This window comes from Geobacillus vulcani PSS1, assembly GCF_000733845.1.
Taxonomy (GTDB): domain Bacteria; phylum Bacillota; class Bacilli; order Bacillales; family Anoxybacillaceae; genus Geobacillus; species Geobacillus vulcani.
Map to the genome: position 1 here is coordinate 271,078 of NZ_JPOI01000001.1, position 18,161 is coordinate 289,238.

An 18,161-nucleotide genomic window follows, 5' to 3' on the forward strand; every position below is an offset into this window, starting at 1 on the left:
ATTGATAGACATTAATCTGTATGTTGGCAGGGGCATGAGCCTCTGCCTTTTTATTCAGGCTTCACCTCATTAAACTTATGATAATAAGCCCGTTTCGAATGAGAAAGGCTTTTCATATGGAATCATTCTCGTCCTCATTGAAAAAGGGATATTTCAGGAGCATTTTCTGGAATTGGCCTTCATCCTTAATTGGAAGCTTGCGCTGCGGAGATTTATAATAACATTTCTGGTGAATGACGGTGTTGATAATATCAAGGAACACTTTCTCGTCTGGCTGAACCGGTTCAGAACAAATCGGGCAACGCAGGCGGCCGACGATTTTGAACATGGAATCACCTCCTGATACTTCATTCCACAAAAATAAAAAAAGCCCTGCCAGACGGCAGGGTTATTTTACGCGCAATTTTTGTCCCACACGAATCAAGTTGGGATTTTTAAGTCCGTTGAGCTTCTGCAACGCCGCAACGGTTGTGTTGAATTTTTTCGCGATTTCGGAAAGCGTGTCACCTTTTTGTACGGTGTACGTTTGAGGCGCTGGTTTGGACCGCATTGCTTCTACTGCACTTGTCGGTTTTATTACTTGTTGCAGTGGGCGTTTACCCGCTCTCAAATCAGCAAGGGAAAGGCCGAACGTGTATTGAAAATGAGGATAATCCTTGAAATCCTTCCAATCGCCGCCCCATTCGAGTCCGAGTGACTTTCCGATTGCGCCAACACGTTTCCATTTCTCATCCACATTCCAACTCACGCTGCCATCTGGATTCAAGATAGCAAAATCAAAGGCTAGTCCGAAATTGTGATACGAATAGCCACCTTTTGCATTGGTTACAATTTTCCCCGGTTTCGTGCGACCTTGGGCATATAGTTCGTTTTGCTCTTCAATCGTTCGCAAGCCTTGTGTAATAATAACGTTGATTCCTCCTATATATGCCGCCGTAATCAATTGACGTGCTTTATCCGCGACGACAGGATGAACGTCTTTTAATTTGGCTTCTGCTTTCTCCAATAGTTCTTTTAATCCGATAGTCATTGCTTATCCTCTCCTTTCCCACTTTTTCCTTTCAACACTTCCACCGCTTGTGTAAGTCGTTCCGGCACTGGCACTCCCATTCTTCCCGCATTTTCAAAAATGCTTAGCAGCTCGTTGGCCATATAAAAAACGATAGTCGCATCTCGGAACATATTTTTCGTTCCAAGCGCGCTATCGACTTGATGAGCGAGAGCTACCATGACAAAAATCATGACCTTCTTGGCTATCCCTTTGAACCCGATTTTGCTCGATAATGTCTTTTCTGTATACCCGGCAACGAGCCCACTGCCATAATCAATAACTGCCATCCAAAACAGTGCGACAAGTAACCCCGTGGATTCACCAAAAAACAAACCAGCAAGGCCACCAACAACAGCCGCGCCGGTTTTGTAAGCCATTTCTAACCGTTCCATAAAACCACGCCTTCCTATACGATTTTCCCTACAACAACGCCTTTGACGAGCATCACACGGTCGTTTGCAGCTGGAGTGTAACTCGCCAAATACGGGTATGCCTTCCCAGATACGGTACTTTCCCCGTCAAAAATGAGACGAGGGCGACCGCCACTGTAATTCGGGTCTACCCTCGCGAATTGAATGATTTTTTCTTGTTTCGGATTTTTGAAGTTCTCAATAAAAAAATCCGTGTTAATCACGGCATCGCCTCCTAGATATTGATAATCTTGCGCACTTCATGTTTCATCCTTGCTCCGGCCTTGAGTGACATGGTCCAGCTTGTTTCGACGTATTTTCCGCTGATACCTAACGGAGAGTATTCAATTTGCAATACGTCTGAGTAGTCATGCAAAGGATTTAGCGCCGTTTCAAACGTCAGCTTTCCATACACTTGTGAAGCTTCAAATGCGATTCGTTGTACATATGCGTCAAGCGACTGCTGATCGGCGATGTCGGTCACTTCGCGATAGTCAACGATCGTGCGACCTCGATTCACCGTGCTTGTCGGGCTGTTCGGGTTGCTGTTAGTGTACGATGACATCAGTGACTGCTCCGCGTTCGAGCATACGACTACCCATTTGTTCGGCACGTTGAACAAGTCAAGTTCCTCTTCCATGCCGGGGTAAACAATGCTCAGTTCATCATCTTTGTATGTGTATTCTGCAGCACGGATCGATGGACTGCGATATGTCATGCTTGTGAAATATCCGTAAACATCAACATAAATCGGTGTGTAGTTGATGGCTTGGAGAAGCGTATTGATCGCCTCTAATTTTTCAGTTCCGGGTGCAAACTCCATTGCGACAGGCAGCACCTTGTCAGTCTGCTCGATGTTGTGTTTGGTGATGCCGGCGCTCGCCAGAATATCGATAACGGCTTGCCGATAGTTCGTGCCGGCCGGAACTGTATACCGCGTATCGAATTTGTCGTCGCGGAGAATGAGAGTGCCGTCATATGCCTCCACATCGCGATATACGTTATTGTTGCTATCTTTCCGCGTCGGACTGCTTAATAAAAAAATACCGAGGGGGAACTCTATATATTTTCCGTCTCTCATCTTCAAAAGCGCAAAAGGTTGAATGCGGTCACTTAACCAATTGATTTCGCCGCGATCTTTCAAACGGAATCTGGCCGTCCGTTTGATTGAATCGAGGGAAGCCATGCTGACTTCCCCATCGATCACTGAATCCAGCTCACCTATTTTTTGATCGTTCTTGTTCAACAAATCATACCGAAACTTGAAATGCCTCTGACCGTATTTGCCATGAATGGTATCGACGATTTCCTGTTTCGAATATGGATAGTTTGATAGTGAGAGCATCTATACCTCCTCCACATAGGACACTTCTTCAAACGTGAGGCTAACCGTATTCCCGTACATCTCATCGTCAAATGGCAGTTGAAACACATGGCAGAACATTTTCCTTCCTCTTGCATCGCGATAGCAGAGTGTATTTTTGGAGTGAATCAGCTTCTCAAGCGCTTCTTTGTCGCCGCTGTCTTTAAGCAAAGTGATCTTCACACTCACACTTCTCTGTTCTGTGTCATCATACTCCGCAACCGGCAATCTTCGTCCTGCAAATTGCATCATTGCCGCAGTTGGTTGCCAATTTTCGCTGCGGTCGCTGATGAGACGGAATTGATGCAGTGTCCCCGCTGGATTGTCCGCTTCGTGCAGCCAAATTCCTTGCAAAGAAATAGACTCACTAACTATCAAGCTATCGGCATATGTTCCATTTGCCCCCCAAGCACGAACGAAATACTCATATACTTGCCCGCTTGCTGGCGTGTAGTCAATAAAAGAAGCATCTGTCGGTATATTCGTTGTGATTCTCGTCCATGATGTTTCACCTTGTTTTCGTCGGTATACCTCGTTGTAGGATACGTTCGGCTGCGTTCCGGTCGGTGTTGGGTTGTCGATCGTAAGCATGATCGTTCCTTCCGCTTTGGCTGTCGTGACAACCGGAACGGCTGGCGGTGTGTAGGAAACATGGATGTTGACAGTGACGAAATCAGACCAAATCCCGTCAGCATTCTTAATGGCCAGCTGAATCCTGTAATCTGTGTTGTTTGCCAAGTTGTATTGAATGGTCTGCGCCTTGTTTGTACTGTTTACTTGCACTTCCCATAGCAAGTTATTGTTGCTATCTAGCAATTTCACATCATAAGCAACTTGCCCCACACTCGACCATTGAACGACAGGATTGGCCACAGGGACGGTTGCGCCGTTGCTGGGATCGGTGATAGTTGGACTCGTTGGTTTATCCCCTGCGAAGAATGTTTGAATGTTGGAATACGGACTTGATAATCCTGGTTGGTCATACGTCCTAACCTGCCATTCAATCGTGCCACGCGGGAATGTATTAGCTGGCGCATCCCAGTATTGGTTCGTCGTCACTTGTGTCACTGTGTTCCATGTTTGCGTTCCCTGCTGCCGCCATTGTAAATCGAATTTCGCTTGTGGATCGTTGTTCGCATCATTGTGTTGCCACGACAAACGGATTACGGACGCTCTGTCTCTTGGTACTCCTCCACTTGGAGCAAGGTTCGTTGGCACGGCTGGTGCTTGGTTGTGCTGTATCGTGAACACGCCATTCGATTCGTCCCACGCACCATAGGATGTCCCATCATAAGCACGGATACGGATTTTCGCAAGTGACGTTTCAGGTTCGTTGGTAAAATCATACGTGTACGATGTTGCGCCCGGCGTAGTTAATGCAACGATGTCTTTCCAAGTTTGTCCGTTGTTGAGTGATAGTTGAATTTGGTATCGTAGAGAGCCTTGCACTGTTTCAGCGTCGGTTGCTGGATTCCATGTAATCGTATGTTGCGCGTTCCACGTTTCCCCACCGTTTGGTGCTGTCACGGTTGGGGCGGTTGGTGGTTCGTTGTAGGTTATTTCCAAATACGGGCCGTTATAACTTGTGTTTTCACTAGATGCAAAGTATGAATAACCACCATCATTAGTAGCACTGGTCCATCTTAAAGAGATACCCTTAAAAGTTCCACCATTTGCATAATGTTGGATACATTCTTTTACAGGTATAGAACCCCATGTCCCGGGGGCAGTAAAATCACCTCGCAAACCGGGATTTCCTACATCTTGAAAGGAAGGTTGGGAATTGAAATTAACACCCCCGTTTTCACTCCAATCAGAGGTTATAACATATGGTTTAAAGTTATACCAACTAGATGCCCCAAAATCGCCTATTTTGTATATTTTTAAATAAGCGCTTGTGATAACCTTACCTAGAATAGAGGTTGGCATAGTCCATTGAAGATAAGCAATATACTGTATGCCATTATAATATCCAACATATATAGTTTCACTTGTATCGTAATTAGTACTTGTATATAAACTACTAACGAATGTATCACTTACAGCTTCGATTGTTTGAACTGTCGGGTCAATCTTAATCGGATAAACTAATCCCGTAACATCGGCCGCTAAGTCAATAAATGTTTTATCCCCATCCCTCCGTATGGTTTGCGCAACATCCCGGCGCTCGCCGTTGGCATCTTGCAACCATGCAGGCTGTAATCGTATTTCCCCTGCTGTCAAATCATCCTCTAACGGTCCATCCACCTCAAAAGAAAAGGAAGAAGGCGCACGGTCACTTTTCAAAATGATTGTCTCTTTCACGCCGTTTGGCATGACTTCGAGACAAACATCTGTATCATTCCATGCGTCCTGATAGTGAACGCAGTTCTTTTTCCCTTCCTCCAAATAGCCTTTCGCTGGGCTGGCTCCGACCGGGATGAATCGCAGCTTGGTTGCCCCCTTCCCGATCGTATACCCCCGTTTAAAGTTTTTTGGAATCCGGCAGTCAAACGGCACCTTCAACCCTTGATAGTCCATCATGTCACGGTCAAGGATGCCCTTTCTCTTCATCCGTTTCGCCGCATCTTTCATGATTCGGAACACGTCGGCCCCTTCTCTAGCAACAGGGAAATCCACTTGGTCCAAATCGGCTTCGTCATACAAGTCTGTGTCAATGTTGTGCCAATTCCCGTTTTCGTCCTGATAGTGAACATCGCCAGCATAAATTTCTGTAGTGTATGAGCCGTCGAAGTTGATCCATGTTTTGCTATTGCGAGTTCGTTTGTTGAGCATTTCCCCGACACGAAAATTTTGTGTTGGCATATCGCCCCTCCCTCCTATGACTGACGTACTTTCATTCCGAGACGGTTGAAGAAGTCATTCACCGTTCGAATTTGCTCAAGGTCACTGACCGGAATAGTGACGTTAATATTCACGTTCCCGTATCGAGACACGTTTGTTGTTTGAACTGTTCCGTATCCGCCGCCGGCCACGGCCATGCCTGGAACACTCGGAATCGTCGCCTGCGCCATTCGGTTGGTTGCAGCCACCACAGCGCTGATATTGCCCGAAATCCCTTCTGCGAGGCCTGCTGGAATCCATTTCCCTAACTCCATCATTACACGCGAAGGAGATTTTATTTGAAGGACATGCTTCATCGTATTCGCAACAGAATGCGCGATTTGTGCTACCTTCTGTTGAACCGGTTTTGTATCCATTCCGCTCACAAGTCCTTGTGTTGCATTCTTTCCGACTTGAGACATACTGTTTGTGCCTGAGAGCGATGAAGAAATCGTGTTCTGCACAATGCTAGCAATCTCTTGAGCTTTCTGGCGTAAAGGTTCCATCATTGAGTTCAATCCGTCAATGAGTCCTTTCATCGAGTTTTTGCCGATGTCAGCCATCGACGCGCTCATGAGATTGAGTTCATCCTTCGTTCCCTCTGTGATCTCCTTGATTTTTGCCATCCACTCGTTTTTGTGCAGTTCAAGCTCGGCTGCTGCTTGTGCTCGGAGTTGGGCGATTTTGTTGACATACTCAATCCGAGCCTGCTCAAGCTCGGCGTTCGCCGCCGCCCGCAACTGTTGGATTTTTGTCTGTGTATCCAACCGCATGCCTTCGAGTTCGCTAGTCGCTTGTGTGCGGGCCAAAGCATTTTTCTCTTTCCAGAGAGCCACATATTGTTGCAGTTCTTCATCAGAAAGAGAATTGAGTGCCGCGATTTCATCCACCGCTTTCGGGCCCATGTCTCGAAGTTCTTGAAGCAATCCTTCATCAATGCCTCGCGCTGCCAAGGAAACAATATTGGCTTGCCAATCACGAAAAGCCGAAACTTGGTCAGATAGATTTTGAAGCAATCCCTTTCCTGTCACATCGTTTTTGCGCTTGAATTCATCGAACAGCCCTGCGAAGCTGTACAATGATTTGGCTCGATCTTCGACGGCTTTCTCGTACTCTTCCGTCAGCTTGCGTTCATCTTCAGCAAGACGGACGTTGATTTCTTTGACCTTCTGTTCGTATTCTTCTTTAGCCTTGAGTTCATCCTGTTGTAAGCGCTCGTTGATTTCTTTCACTTGTTGAGCATATTCGTTGTTTGCTTCTAAAAGCTTATCGTTGATTTCGTTTTTCACACGGTAGATTTCTCGTTCATAATACTCGCGCTCTTCTGTACCCTGTTTGTATTTTTTAATGTAACTTTCATAGAGTGTGAGTTCTTCTTTAAGAGAAAGGTCGTTGTAGTATTTCCGCTTGTCAATATACGCTTTCTCGTTCTCAAACTGTTGCTTGAGAAGTTCGTTTTTGACGCGGACAATTTGCTTTTCAATCTCAATTCGCTCTTTGGACCCCTCTTTGTATTTTTTGGAAAGAGCTTGCCAAGCCTTGAGCTCTTGGTCTAATGACAACTGACCTAGTGCTCGCTTATCCTCGATCGCTTTCTTCGCATCTTCAAACTGCTTTTTCGCAAGAGCCGCTTGCTCTTTTGCACGCTGATCCTCGACTTTCTTAATTTCCAGCTGTACTTTTCTGACTTGCTCTGGCAACTTGGCGTATTCTTTTTGGATTTTTCGAAGCTCAGCAATGTACTGAGAAGAATTGATTTTGCCGAGTTTAAAGTTCGTTTGCGCATTTGCGAAAGCTTCATTGAATGCTTTTTTATTTGCGTCGGTTAGTTGCTTTGCATATTTCTGCTGAATTCTATAAATTTCTTTATTAGTGCGCTCTACAGCATTAGGCACGGTTGCATACTGCTTTTTTAGCTTTTCAAATTCATCGATTGCCTGCTTTGCACTGATTTTTTTGGCATCAAAGCGATACTGGATATTGCGAAAAGCTTCTTCAAATGCATGTTTTGCTGCCGCTGCCGCTCTTCTCGCAGCTGCCTCTGCATCCTTTTTCTTCGATTCAATACCTTTGGCAAAGCCTTCTGTTGTATATTTACCTAACTTCTCTGTTTCACGAGAAGGAGAATGGATGTCGAGCACATTTCTAATGGTTGTCGTGACAGAATTAGCGATACTTTTTACTTTTTCTACAACAGCTGAAGCCATCGAGGAGATGCCGTTAGCAAGGCCTTGAATGATGTCTTTTCCGATAGAGTATAAATTAATCCCTTTTAAGAAACTCACGGCGCTATTCCACATGCTTGTGATCGTGGACTTAATGCCGCTCATGATGGAAGAAACAGCGCTTTTCATAGAGGAAAATGCGTTGCTTACCGCTGATTTTGCAGTATTAACCGCGTTGGAAATAGCTGATTTAATTCCGTTCCAGATGGATGATGCTAGCGTTCGGATGCCGTTAAAAACAGATGATGTTGTAGACTTTATGTTCGACCATGTGGCGCTAACAAACCCTTTTATTGCAGAAACTGCGCCGGAAAATACTTGCTTGATTCCATTCCAGATAGAAGACAGGGCGTTTTTTAGGTTGTTAAAGATGGCTCTTGCATCGTTAGAAAGATTTTTAAAATCGCCTGTCACAAGGTCAATGATGAGAAGAACGGCACCGAGAAAGATGTTTTTAATTAAATTCCAAACACCAGAAAAATACTGTTTTAACCCGTTAAAAATTTGCTGCAAGCCGCCTTTCATGCCGTTAAACAGGTTGGTAATCCCGTTAACGAAAGGCATAATAATAGCAAGTGCTGTACTTTTAATGGCATTCCATACCGTAACAGTCACTTGCTTGATTGTTTGCCATGTAGACGATGTGAAGCTTTTGATATTGCTCCATGCGTTACCAAAAGATTGTTTAATGTTCTCTAATGTGGTACTGAACCATTCTTTAAGTGATCCCCATATTTCTGTTGCTTTCGCTTTAACCGTGTCCCAATTCTTCCACAACGCTACGCCTGCTACCGTAAGTCCTGCAATTGCCGCTACAGCAATACCAATTGGACCGGTGATGATTGCCATCGCTCCACCTGCCGCCGCAATTGCGCCAGATACCGCACCAAACGCAGTTGTAAGAGCGCCGATTCCGCTTGCTGCTGCACCGACGACGGCAAGTACTACGCCAATTGCCGCGACGATACCTGTCAGAACCGCAGCAACAGCTGCTCCGATGGCGATAAATTTTTGTGTTGCTGGAGAAAGACTATTGAATCTATCGATCAATCCTTGCAGTACCTCTGCAATCTTCCTAATCGCTGGTGCTAAAGCATTTCCTATGCTGATTTGCGCCGTTTCAAAGGCACCACTCAGGTTTTCAAGTGCACCTTTTAGATTGTCTTTCATTTTCTGCGCTGCTTCTTGGGATGCGCCGGCTGAATTTTCCAGTGATTTTGTATACTCTCTGATCTTTTGTGGTCCCGCCTCAATCAAGGTCAAAAAACCTGATGCCGCTTCCGTTCCTACCATCGCCGCAAGATTCGCAAGTTTTTGTGCCCTCGTCTGGCCGTTTAGGGATTCAGCAATGTTCTGGATCAAGTTAGCTAGGCCGACAAAGTTGCCTTTTGAATCCTCGATTTTGATGCCGAGCTTCTCCATCATTTTTGATGTTTCCTCGGATGGTTTGAGAAGCTGAATCAACCCGCCGCGCAGAGTTGTTCCGGCCTGCTCACCGCGAATCCCCGCATTCGACATGATTTCGGTCGCCGCAGCTAATTCCTCAAGGGAGATACCTAGGCTTTTTGCAATCGGCGCGGCGTATTTGAAAGTGTACTGCATATCCTGCACGCTCGCTGCCGAATCGTTCGCTGCTTGTGCGAGAACATCAGCCACACGGCTTGCTTCACTCGCGGATAACCCAAACGAATTCAATGCCGCTGAAACTGTATCTGCGACTAGCGCCATATCCTCACCAGATGCCTCTGCCGCCGCAATGACACCCGGCATGGCCGCGATAATCTGATTCGTTTTGTAACCCATCGTCGCCATAATTTCTTGTGCTTGGGCTACTTCTGTTGCGGATTTGGAAGTCGATGCACCAAGATCAAGAGCCGACTTTTTCAATTTCTCCAGTTCAGCTGGTGTAGCACCAGCAATGGCACCAACTCGGTCAATTTGCGCCTCAAAATCCATTGATTTTTTGACCGCAAACCCTAATGCGCCACCAATTGCCGCCGTCGCCGCACCAAATGACAAAGCAATATTCTGTCCTGCTTGTTGCATTCTACCGCCTACATCCTGAAGACGTTGCCCCACCTCATTCAGCTTGGCGTGCATTTTCTCCCAGGCTGTCGCGTTTTGGCTGACATCTTGTGATAGCTTATCCAGTTTGACGCTAGTTTGTTGGAGTTCGTTTTCGAGTTTTTTCAAATCTCCAACAGCCTTGTTGTACTGAATGAGCAACTTTTCTGTTTCGGCAGCCTCTCGTCCCTTTGTAGCCGCTGACTCTTCATATCGGCGCTTCAACTCTTGAACTCTCGCACTCTGCAAATCAATCTTTTTGGTCAACATATCTGACTTCGCACGCAAGCCTTCAAGAGTATTTTCAAATCCTTTTATTGAACCGCCGGCCGCTTTAAATTCGCTTTCAACAGCTTTCAGTTTCCGGTTTATTTCTGCAAGACTGCGCGTGAAATCAGCACTATCTAAACCAAGCGATACACGCAATACGCCAACCTCTGCCATATTTTCACCTCCTCGCTAGAAAAGAACTTGGTCAATGAATCCCGTTTGTGTTTCCTCTTGTTCACTGGTACCGTGCATTTTTCTATGGACATCGCAAAGTGCAAAAAATTTCCGTGGTGTACAACGCCAAAAATCCTTCTCATTCATTCCTAAAACCACTGTTCCGGCGTACAAAAGCAAAGGCCAATCCCAACCTTTTTCCTCAAGATCGGGATTGGCCTCTAGTTTTTTGGTTCAGGAAGAGCAGTATTCATCGCCTCCGCAACTGCCTGCGCCAACTCAGAAATATTTGCAATATCAATCATTTTTCCTACTTCTTTTTCTGTCAGGCTCTCATCTTCATGCAACAAACCGGCCCACAACAAAGTACGAAGCGCCTTCATCGAGACATTTTCAAGCGCTTTAAAAGCTTCTGTTATGCTACCGAATTTATCCTCAATCTCACAAAAAGCGTTTAAGTCAAAGACAAGATGCCGTTCTTTATCCAACTGAACAGGAATTTTCTTCACTTTCACATCTTTCACTGACATAAAATCTCCTCCTTTTGAAACTTAAAAAGGCAGCACTAGGCTGCCTCTTTCATTATGCAGTTGTAAACTTGCGAACCTGTGCTTGAGCCATGTAGTTGCCCGCCAAATCGCGTACACCTGTCGTTGCAATGATTCGGTACGCCGTTGCCGCAGAAAGGTTGGCGCTTGGCGTGAATGTGATTGTTGTTTTGTCGGCGCTTTGAGAAAGAGTACCTGCCACAACGGAACCATCACTATCCTTGATGACCATGAAGTTCGAAGCATTCACGCACTCAGGGGCAATCGCTTCACTGAAAATCCATTGTACTGTTGTAGAAACAGCAACAGACGTCGCGTTGTTAGCTGGCACCGTATTGCTCAATGTAGGCGGCGTCGTATCCGCAGTCACGTTCACAACAGCGTTGAACCACGTAGCCGCTTGCGTGAATCCTGCTTCATCTTCATCGCCAATTGCTTGCCACACACCGTCATAATCACGTTTAACGAATGTCCCCTTCAATTTAGGCGTTTGGAACGAAGGTTTGTCTTCTTTTGTTTTGTACTCTTGTTCAGGAGTTTCAAAACGACCTTTGTAAAGCCACACATAACGATATTTACCGTTACTTTTTTGACTACGGAATCCAATCGCAACATACGGCGCCACGTCATCAGCATCTTTGACGAGAACACCATTCGATATCGTATGGCCAAGAAGTGCTGCTTGAACTGACAACGGAAGGTCTTTTGCCTCAAGTTCAACTTCGATTTCTCCAAGCGATGTGACCGTCTCGGATGGACCGTCATCTGCATAGAGAGTCTGTGTATCGACCTTTGGAGAAATCTTCGCATTGATCGCCCCTGCAATCTTGACTGGTGTCTGATAAGCAACACCCGTCGAATCATCCTTCGTTAAAATCGCATAATAAAGATCACGTAAACCTACTTGCACTCCTGGCATAATTCTATTCCTCCCTTTCTTCTACATAAGAAAACCGGAGCACCTTGTGATAGATTTTGGTGTCCGGTTCATATAGCTCGGTTTCGGTTGTCCGGCGAAATCCCGTCGCGGTCAGTAGGTCTTTGACCTGTTGAACAATTGACGTATAGTCACCTTTTGACCACACATCCACTTGTATGAAATGCGCTGTTTGCTGTTCTCCATCGTCTGCATTGAGCGCTGAGAATTGGTTATACTCAAAGAACGTGATATAGGTCGTTGCTGGGCCGTTGTACGTTTGAAATGCAACAGGAACACCTATGGGCTTTAATGTATCGAGAATCAATTTGTTCAGACTCATAGCCCTAACCCTCTACGAATGACGTCCGACATTTTCTGCTGCACTTGCTCTTTGTTTTCTTCAAAAGCCGGCTGCAAAAAAGGTCGCGCTGCCATCTTCGTCGTTCCGAATTCAAGAAAAAGACCGTAGAAACGATCCCGATCCGGTCCGATATCGACAGTTCCATCTTCTTTCACATCAGAAATAACGATGTTTTCAGCAAGTTTTCCCGTGTCTCGTGGAGCTTTTTGCGAAGCCGCTTCCTGAACCACTTTTGCACCCGCCATAAGTGCCTCTTGTTTGACTTGCTCAGCCTCGTTCCCCAACGTTTCCAACTTCTTTAACAACTCTTGCATCCCCTCTAATTTAAAGCCCATCACATCACTTCCTTCGCGACAATCGTCATCGTGACATTACGCTCATCGTCATTGATGACAGAGAGAATTTCAAACATCCGACCCTTGTATTTGATGCGCATGTCTGGATTGATACCTGTTGCATACCTAATGACGAAACGAATTGTATTTTCGTTTTGGGTTGTGGCGGCCTGGTAATATTCACGCCCTTGAAGCGTCTTTATCATTGCCCAGACAGTTTTTACGTCAGTCCAATCTTGTACAGGAAAACCATTTTCGTTCGTGGTTTCGCTAAAAGATTGAAAGGTAATACGGTGACGGAATAAGCCTGGATTCATGATGTGTCACCGCCATATGTCAACTGCATGAGAATACTATTGATGATGGGGCGTATTTGGTCGCTCGCCTTTCCGATCATTTCCCTGTTTTCGTACCAGTCAGAGATGAGCGTCATGCAGAACAGCTTAGCCAGATGATTATTTTCGTCATACTCAACGCCTGTCGCGTTTTTAAGATACGTTTCCGCCGCTTTAATCAACGTTGTCAATAGCGTGTCATCCTCGCTGAAATCAATCCGCAACCAATTTTTTACCTCGTCTAAAGAAACGATCATTCTTTCACCTTCGTTTCTTTAGACTTTTTCACTTCCTCCGCGTATCCGAATCGAATGAGTTTTTGGGCAAGTTCTTTCGGTAAATCTGCTGTTTCCCCGGTTTTTAAGTCGTATCCTACTCCGATACAATCAATTAACACTTTGACTTTCATGCCATCACCTCTTTAACAAACAAGAGGGCGTAAACCCACTTGTTATGCCAACGTAACTTCGCCGTACACGAATGCCTCGTCATCGCGCAATTTAACTTCTTCGCGTTCAATCGCACGCCATAAAGTAACGTCAGTTTGGAAGGCATCCATCGCAACATCGGACGACATAATTTCTGTTGTTTGACGATCAAACATTACGACACCTTCTTGAAGGTCGCCAATGATAATCGGCGCTTTACCGTTCGTCGTGTCGCTCGGCAGAACTTTATTCGATACCATTACGACCGGAACGCCAAATAGTTGTTTGCCTGTCGGTGAGGAAACCGATGGTTGCAACAGGTAATTTCCGTTGGCGTCTTTTTGAGTATCCAGCCAGTTGAAACCATCTTGGTTTGTGATGACACTCGATGTATATCGAAAGACAGGATCCAATTGAACGTTTAAAACTGCTTTAATATCATCTACATTTGCGATCGCTGTTTTCGCTTTACTACCTAACACGGAAAGGATGAGTTTGTTCCGAGTGACGCGGGATTCATCGCCAATCCAACGAATTAGAGTGTTTACGATTGCTTCCGTGCTATCTTTCAATAGCTCATTAGTAACACGGAAGAAACCGGCGTACTTTTTCACTTGATACTGCAAAACAGTGAATTGCGGCGTTGCCTTCTCTGGAATTTCTCCGTTTTCTGGTATCTCAACAAACCCGGTTTGTTGTGAACGCTTTTTGAAAACGCGAGAACCGCTCAATGTCGTCACTGGTTCAACCAAAATCAAGTTTTGTAAAGCGTCTTTGCTTTCACGCAATTCATTGATTTTCGTTTGAATGTCCTGCGGCACCGTGTAGCCACCATCTTGCCCGCTACCTTCACTCATGGCGTTGCGGAATTTCGTACGGATGTGGTTGACGAATGCTTCAACCTCGTTTTCTTTTACTTGTACAGTCGGTTTTAATGGTTCTTTATTCTCGACTTTCTCTTTTTCTTGCTCATACAAGTCTTTCGCAATATCAAACTTTTCTTGCAGTGCGACAATTTCCTCTTTCAGCTTTTTGGCTTCCTCAATTTTATTTTCAGCTAACAATTTGCGGGCTTCTTCCTTCTTGTTGTTAATCTGTTCTAATAGTTCGCGTAATTCTTTCGGCATGTTTGTTTCCTCCTTTTTTGTTTTTGTGCAATAAAAAAGGAACTAGATTAAATCCAGCTCCAAAAGTAAACGTTCTTTTTCGTCTTGTTGCTGTTGTTTGCTGACAATTTTCATGATGTCCTGCATAGACCGATTTGCGCTGTTGACAATCGCCAGCCGGCTAAACGCCGCGACATCCGTCACCTCTGGCTTCCCGTCTTGGTATAGGATGCCGTCAGCGAATCCTTCTTTCACGGCGACGTTGGCACTCATCCATGTTTCGTCGTCCATCATTTGCGAAATTTTGTTCCGTGAACGGCCTGTTTTTAGTGCATAGGCATTCACGATGGATTCTTTAATGGTGTCCAAGATGTCCGCGACTTTCCGCAAATCATGCATATTCCCGTAGGCAGCTGTTAAAGGGTTGTGAATCATCATCACCGCCATCGGGCTCATCAGCACCTCATCGCCAGCCATCGCGATGACAGACGCCGCACTCATCGCCTTGCTGTCAATCTTGACAGTGATCTTACCATTGTGCTCCTTCAATGCGTTGTAAATGCCAGCCGCCGCAAAAACACTACCACCGTAGCTGTCAATCCATACGGTGATGTCTTTGCCTTTATATTGGCTTAATTCCTCTTTAAATGCGTTCGGTGATGTCGATGGCATCCCGAACCATTCATATAACCACGCTTCGTCATCGTCTACAATGTCACCTTCAATGCGAAGCTCCACGCTCTCTGGTTCGGTTTCAGTCGCTTGGTTGACGATGAATTTCCAGAACGGCATCAGCCCTCACCTCCTTTCCCATAGTTGGCGCCAAGCATACTCAACGGAATATAGTTCCCGTTGGCCATCAAGTTATTGCCGTAGTCATCAGCAGGCATGTCCAAGTAGTCGCGCGCTTCGTTAGGCGTCATGATGCCGTTCTGCACCGCGATCGACAAACTGTCCATCTGCGTCTTAATATCTGCCCGTAGGATGACGTTGACATTGAACTTGAAATAATGCCCCTGGCTGATAAGATCATTAGAAAGAATTTTATAGGTGATTTCTTCCTCGTACTGTTTCAGCACATAGAGAAGCGTATCAACATAAAAAGCCAAGTTCTGCGCTTCTGCCGACGCATAACTTGACTTTGTGTAATCGTTAATCTGATTCGGTTTGATTCCAAACGCCGCTGCAATCTGCAACGCTGTGTATTTTTTTAGTTCGAAGAATTGGCTGTCGGTCAGCTTAATATCTAGTGGCACCAACTTCATTCCCAATGGTACGGGGATAATCTTCCCTGCATTCTGAGAACCGCTTGCAAACTGCTCAAAGCCTTTCACAAGGCGGTCTCGCGCTTCTTGGTTAAGGTCGCCGGTATATTCAAGGACGGCCTTTCCTGTTAGCCCCGTTTTATAGAGGTTGTTCATGAATTTTTGACTTTCTAGTGCACCGTCAACCGTATGTTTCAGTACATCCCGGACAGACAAGCCAGTGATGCCATCGAATGTAACGGACGTTTTAAAATGGAGAACTTCGTCGTTTCGGAAAACGTACATTTTACCGTCGTGCGGGTCATTGTACCGATACCATATCGCGTTCTTTTCGCCCAGCAAGCCGCGATCATCCACCACAATCGTGACGTATTGACTTGGCAAAATCCATAAGGCTTGCAACTGCGGTCCGCTATATTGGCACCACACGTAGGCGTTGCCGTAGTGATTCCGGTTCATCTCGACGGTTGACCAAAAGACACTGCTTGTCATATACGGGTTCGGGCGCAATTTCAATAAGTTATACAATTCCTCACGGTCGCTTTTCACAATGCCCCGCTCTGTCTTCTGATACATTTTAAGGGGTAACTTCCCTAAACTCTCGGACAAGATTTTTAAACAAGCGAAATATGTTGCCTCAGACAATTGGTTTCTTGGTGTGTCTGGGTCAACACCAAGCCACTGTAATAAGAGCGGATTGGTCATGTCCACCGTCTCATTTCGCGGCCGGAAAAATCGCGTCAGACGACTCCACCATCCCATGCCCTCACCTCCTTACCATCCCATCATTTTGAGGTATTCTTCTGTCACCTTGTTAATATCAATATCATTCGCCCGCGTCATTGCCCTGACCATGGCGTTGATAACAGCCGCTAACGGGTCAATGCGGTTAGTCGATTTATCTTTATCCAGCATGATGTTCTCGTTGTGATCTTGTCGCACAACAGCATTCCCGACTGCCCAATTTAACACCGGGTTGTCATCGTGGACGATTTTACCCGATAACACCAGCTCACGGAAAAACTTCGTCGGTTCGGATAATGTGCGGATGCCTTGGCGGATTTCCACCATTGTGTAGCCTTCCGCTTCCATTTCTTGCGCGAAGTGCGTGGCGTTGTATGGGTCGTAGCAAATCTCTTTAATATCCCAAAGTTTTTCCTCTGCCAACCTTTGAATATAGGTTTGGATATAATGATAATCCACTACCGCACCCGGTGTGACGGTGATCCATCCCTGTTTCACCCACAAGTCATAAGGAACTTTATCCGTCCGACGCTTCTCGGCAAGCGTGTCCTCTGGAATAAAACTATGAGACCAAACATAAAAACGGCCTTCCCCTAATGGGATAACACCGCTGATGCTTGTCAAGTCGATCTTTTTAGACAAGTCCACGCCGATATAACATTCTCGGACATCTAGATCAATCTTTTCCTTGACCGCACATGCCCGCCATTTATCCAAAGGCAAGTAGCCGTTGTCTTTTTGATCTACCCATATATTCATGTTCTTCGTCAAAAAACTCCGCATTTTTTCAGGCACATCTAAAGCTGTTTGCAGTTCGCTTCGCAGAAAATTCATACCTTCCTCATACATCGCCACAATCGGGTTGGCTTTAATCCAATTCCGTTCGTCTTTTATGTCGTCGTCCTTGTCCAATTCACAAATCATCACGAAGTATTCCTCATTCTCGATAGAGGAGTTGGGATCAATCACCTTTGACACATATTGGTATTCCGTATAACAAGGCGACACTAAATTAAATCCCGCCGTCGTGATGATCACGATCAGCGGATTTTTTCGGGCAACCATGCCGGAGACAAGGACGTCATAAATCTCGCTTGTCTCATGCGTGTGGTATTCGTCGATCACCGCAAGGCTTGGGTTTTTACCATCCCCTGTCTTCCGCGCTTCCTTCGATAACGGCTGAATGATACTGCCGCTTTTCTTGTGACGAATACGGCCGTAGGAATCGGTGTACTTGCCGTTTAACAGCGAACATGACTGAATTTGTGACAGCACCTCGTTGTATACGATGCCGGACTGTTCCCGCCCCCATCCAGCAATATAAACTTCGGACTGCTCTGGTGACAAGAAGCATTCGTAACTGGCGATTAACGCGAGAAGTTGAGATTTTGCATTTTTCCTGGCAAGCTGGATGTATGCTTTTCGAAACCGGCGCAGGTGATTTTCTTTTCGCTTCCAACAAAAGATGTTGCCGACGATAAACAATTGAAAATCGGTCAACTCAATCGGCTGGCCGGCTAATATGCCTTTGGTGTGTTTAAACATCCGTGCCCAGCGATAAAAGCGATACAATTCCTCACCGTCGAAGTAGTAAAGGAAATCGTCGTCTACGATTTGCTCAATGTCGTTTAAGAACCGCTCACAAGCCCACTTATGCTTTTGACATGCTGTGATACGGCCATCCACAACATCTTGAGCATAATAAACAACCCGCTTTAAAAGCTCATCTACCATTTAACA

The 18,161-nt window shown here is 45.6% G+C and carries 19 protein-coding genes; all 19 read right to left on the reverse strand.

Annotated elements, in window-relative coordinates; genetic code table 11:
• Window positions 1-112: 112 nt before the first annotated feature.
• From N685_RS0101475 to N685_RS0101560, 19 genes are read right to left on the reverse strand one after another with little or no spacing between them, the layout of a single operon-like run.
• Window positions 113-328 carry a hypothetical protein gene (locus tag N685_RS0101475; protein ID WP_031405248.1) on the reverse strand — a complete coding sequence of 72 codons (216 nt, stop codon included), beginning with the start codon at window positions 326-328 and terminating at the stop codon, window positions 113-115.
• Window positions 329-388: 60 nt separating this feature from the next.
• Entirely contained in the window at window positions 389-1,030 is a 642-nt protein-coding gene (locus tag N685_RS0101480; RefSeq protein ID WP_084177458.1) for a LysM peptidoglycan-binding domain-containing protein, read from the reverse strand.
• On the reverse strand, window positions 1,027-1,443 hold the full coding sequence (locus N685_RS0101485; protein ID WP_031405253.1) for a phage holin family protein: 417 nt from the start codon (window positions 1,441-1,443) through the stop codon (window positions 1,027-1,029). The genes N685_RS0101480 and N685_RS0101485 overlap by 4 nt, the downstream gene beginning before the upstream one ends.
• A 14-nt stretch (window positions 1,444-1,457) precedes the next feature.
• Window positions 1,458-1,685: a hypothetical protein gene (locus N685_RS0101490; RefSeq protein WP_031405254.1), complete on the reverse strand. Its 228-nt coding sequence runs from the start codon at window positions 1,683-1,685 to the stop codon at window positions 1,458-1,460.
• An 11-nt stretch (window positions 1,686-1,696) separates the two neighbouring features.
• Window positions 1,697-2,806 (reverse strand): hypothetical protein, encoded by a 1,110-nt coding sequence (locus tag N685_RS0101495; RefSeq protein ID WP_031405257.1) that lies wholly within the window; start codon window positions 2,804-2,806, stop codon window positions 1,697-1,699.
• The gene (locus N685_RS0101500) at window positions 2,807-5,629 is read right to left on the reverse strand and encodes a DNRLRE domain-containing protein (RefSeq protein ID WP_031405259.1); all 2,823 of its coding nucleotides are present in this window, start codon (window positions 5,627-5,629) and stop codon (window positions 2,807-2,809) included.
• 14 nt (window positions 5,630-5,643) lie between these two features.
• Window positions 5,644-10,380, reverse strand: a complete 4,737-nt coding sequence (locus N685_RS0101505) for a phage tail tape measure protein (protein WP_051870784.1) — start codon at window positions 10,378-10,380, stop codon at window positions 5,644-5,646.
• 15 nt (window positions 10,381-10,395) lie between these two features.
• Window positions 10,396-10,560 (reverse strand): hypothetical protein, encoded by a 165-nt coding sequence (locus N685_RS20245; RefSeq protein ID WP_084177459.1) that lies wholly within the window; start codon window positions 10,558-10,560, stop codon window positions 10,396-10,398.
• A gap of 41 nt (window positions 10,561-10,601) precedes the next feature.
• Entirely contained in the window at window positions 10,602-10,910 is a 309-nt protein-coding gene (locus N685_RS0101510) for a hypothetical protein (RefSeq protein ID WP_031405263.1), read from the reverse strand.
• A gap of 52 nt (window positions 10,911-10,962) precedes the next feature.
• Window positions 10,963-11,847: a major tail protein gene (locus N685_RS0101515; protein ID WP_071880146.1), complete on the reverse strand. Its 885-nt coding sequence runs from the start codon at window positions 11,845-11,847 to the stop codon at window positions 10,963-10,965.
• Window positions 11,848-11,851: 4 nt separating this feature from the next.
• A complete protein-coding gene (gene gp17, locus N685_RS0101520; RefSeq protein ID WP_031405268.1) occupies window positions 11,852-12,187 on the reverse strand; it encodes a tail completion protein gp17 in 336 nt (111 codons plus the stop codon).
• Window positions 12,184-12,543: an HK97-gp10 family putative phage morphogenesis protein gene (locus N685_RS0101525; RefSeq protein WP_031405270.1), complete on the reverse strand. Its 360-nt coding sequence runs from the start codon at window positions 12,541-12,543 to the stop codon at window positions 12,184-12,186. Before N685_RS0101525 ends, gp17 begins: the two co-directional genes overlap by 4 nt.
• Window positions 12,543-12,860: a phage head closure protein gene (locus N685_RS0101530; protein WP_031405272.1), complete on the reverse strand. Its 318-nt coding sequence runs from the start codon at window positions 12,858-12,860 to the stop codon at window positions 12,543-12,545. Before N685_RS0101530 ends, N685_RS0101525 begins: the two co-directional genes overlap by 1 nt.
• The gene (locus tag N685_RS0101535) at window positions 12,857-13,135 is read right to left on the reverse strand and encodes a head-tail connector protein (RefSeq protein WP_031405275.1); all 279 of its coding nucleotides are present in this window, start codon (window positions 13,133-13,135) and stop codon (window positions 12,857-12,859) included. Before N685_RS0101535 ends, N685_RS0101530 begins: the two co-directional genes overlap by 4 nt.
• Window positions 13,132-13,287, reverse strand: a complete 156-nt coding sequence (locus N685_RS19730; RefSeq protein WP_167332991.1) for a hypothetical protein — start codon at window positions 13,285-13,287, stop codon at window positions 13,132-13,134. The genes N685_RS0101535 and N685_RS19730 overlap by 4 nt, the downstream gene beginning before the upstream one ends.
• Before the next feature lie 42 nt (window positions 13,288-13,329).
• Entirely contained in the window at window positions 13,330-14,433 is a 1,104-nt protein-coding gene (locus tag N685_RS0101545; protein ID WP_031405277.1) for a phage major capsid protein, read from the reverse strand.
• A 42-nt stretch (window positions 14,434-14,475) separates the two neighbouring features.
• Window positions 14,476-15,204: a head maturation protease, ClpP-related gene (locus N685_RS0101550; protein WP_031405279.1), complete on the reverse strand. Its 729-nt coding sequence runs from the start codon at window positions 15,202-15,204 to the stop codon at window positions 14,476-14,478.
• The gene (locus N685_RS0101555; protein ID WP_031405280.1) at window positions 15,204-16,439 is read right to left on the reverse strand and encodes a phage portal protein; all 1,236 of its coding nucleotides are present in this window, start codon (window positions 16,437-16,439) and stop codon (window positions 15,204-15,206) included. Before N685_RS0101555 ends, N685_RS0101550 begins: the two co-directional genes overlap by 1 nt.
• Before the next feature lie 12 nt (window positions 16,440-16,451).
• Window positions 16,452-18,155, reverse strand: coding sequence for a terminase large subunit (locus N685_RS0101560; protein WP_031405282.1), 1,704 nt, complete (start codon window positions 18,153-18,155; stop codon window positions 16,452-16,454).
• Window positions 18,156-18,161: the final 6 nt, after the last annotated feature.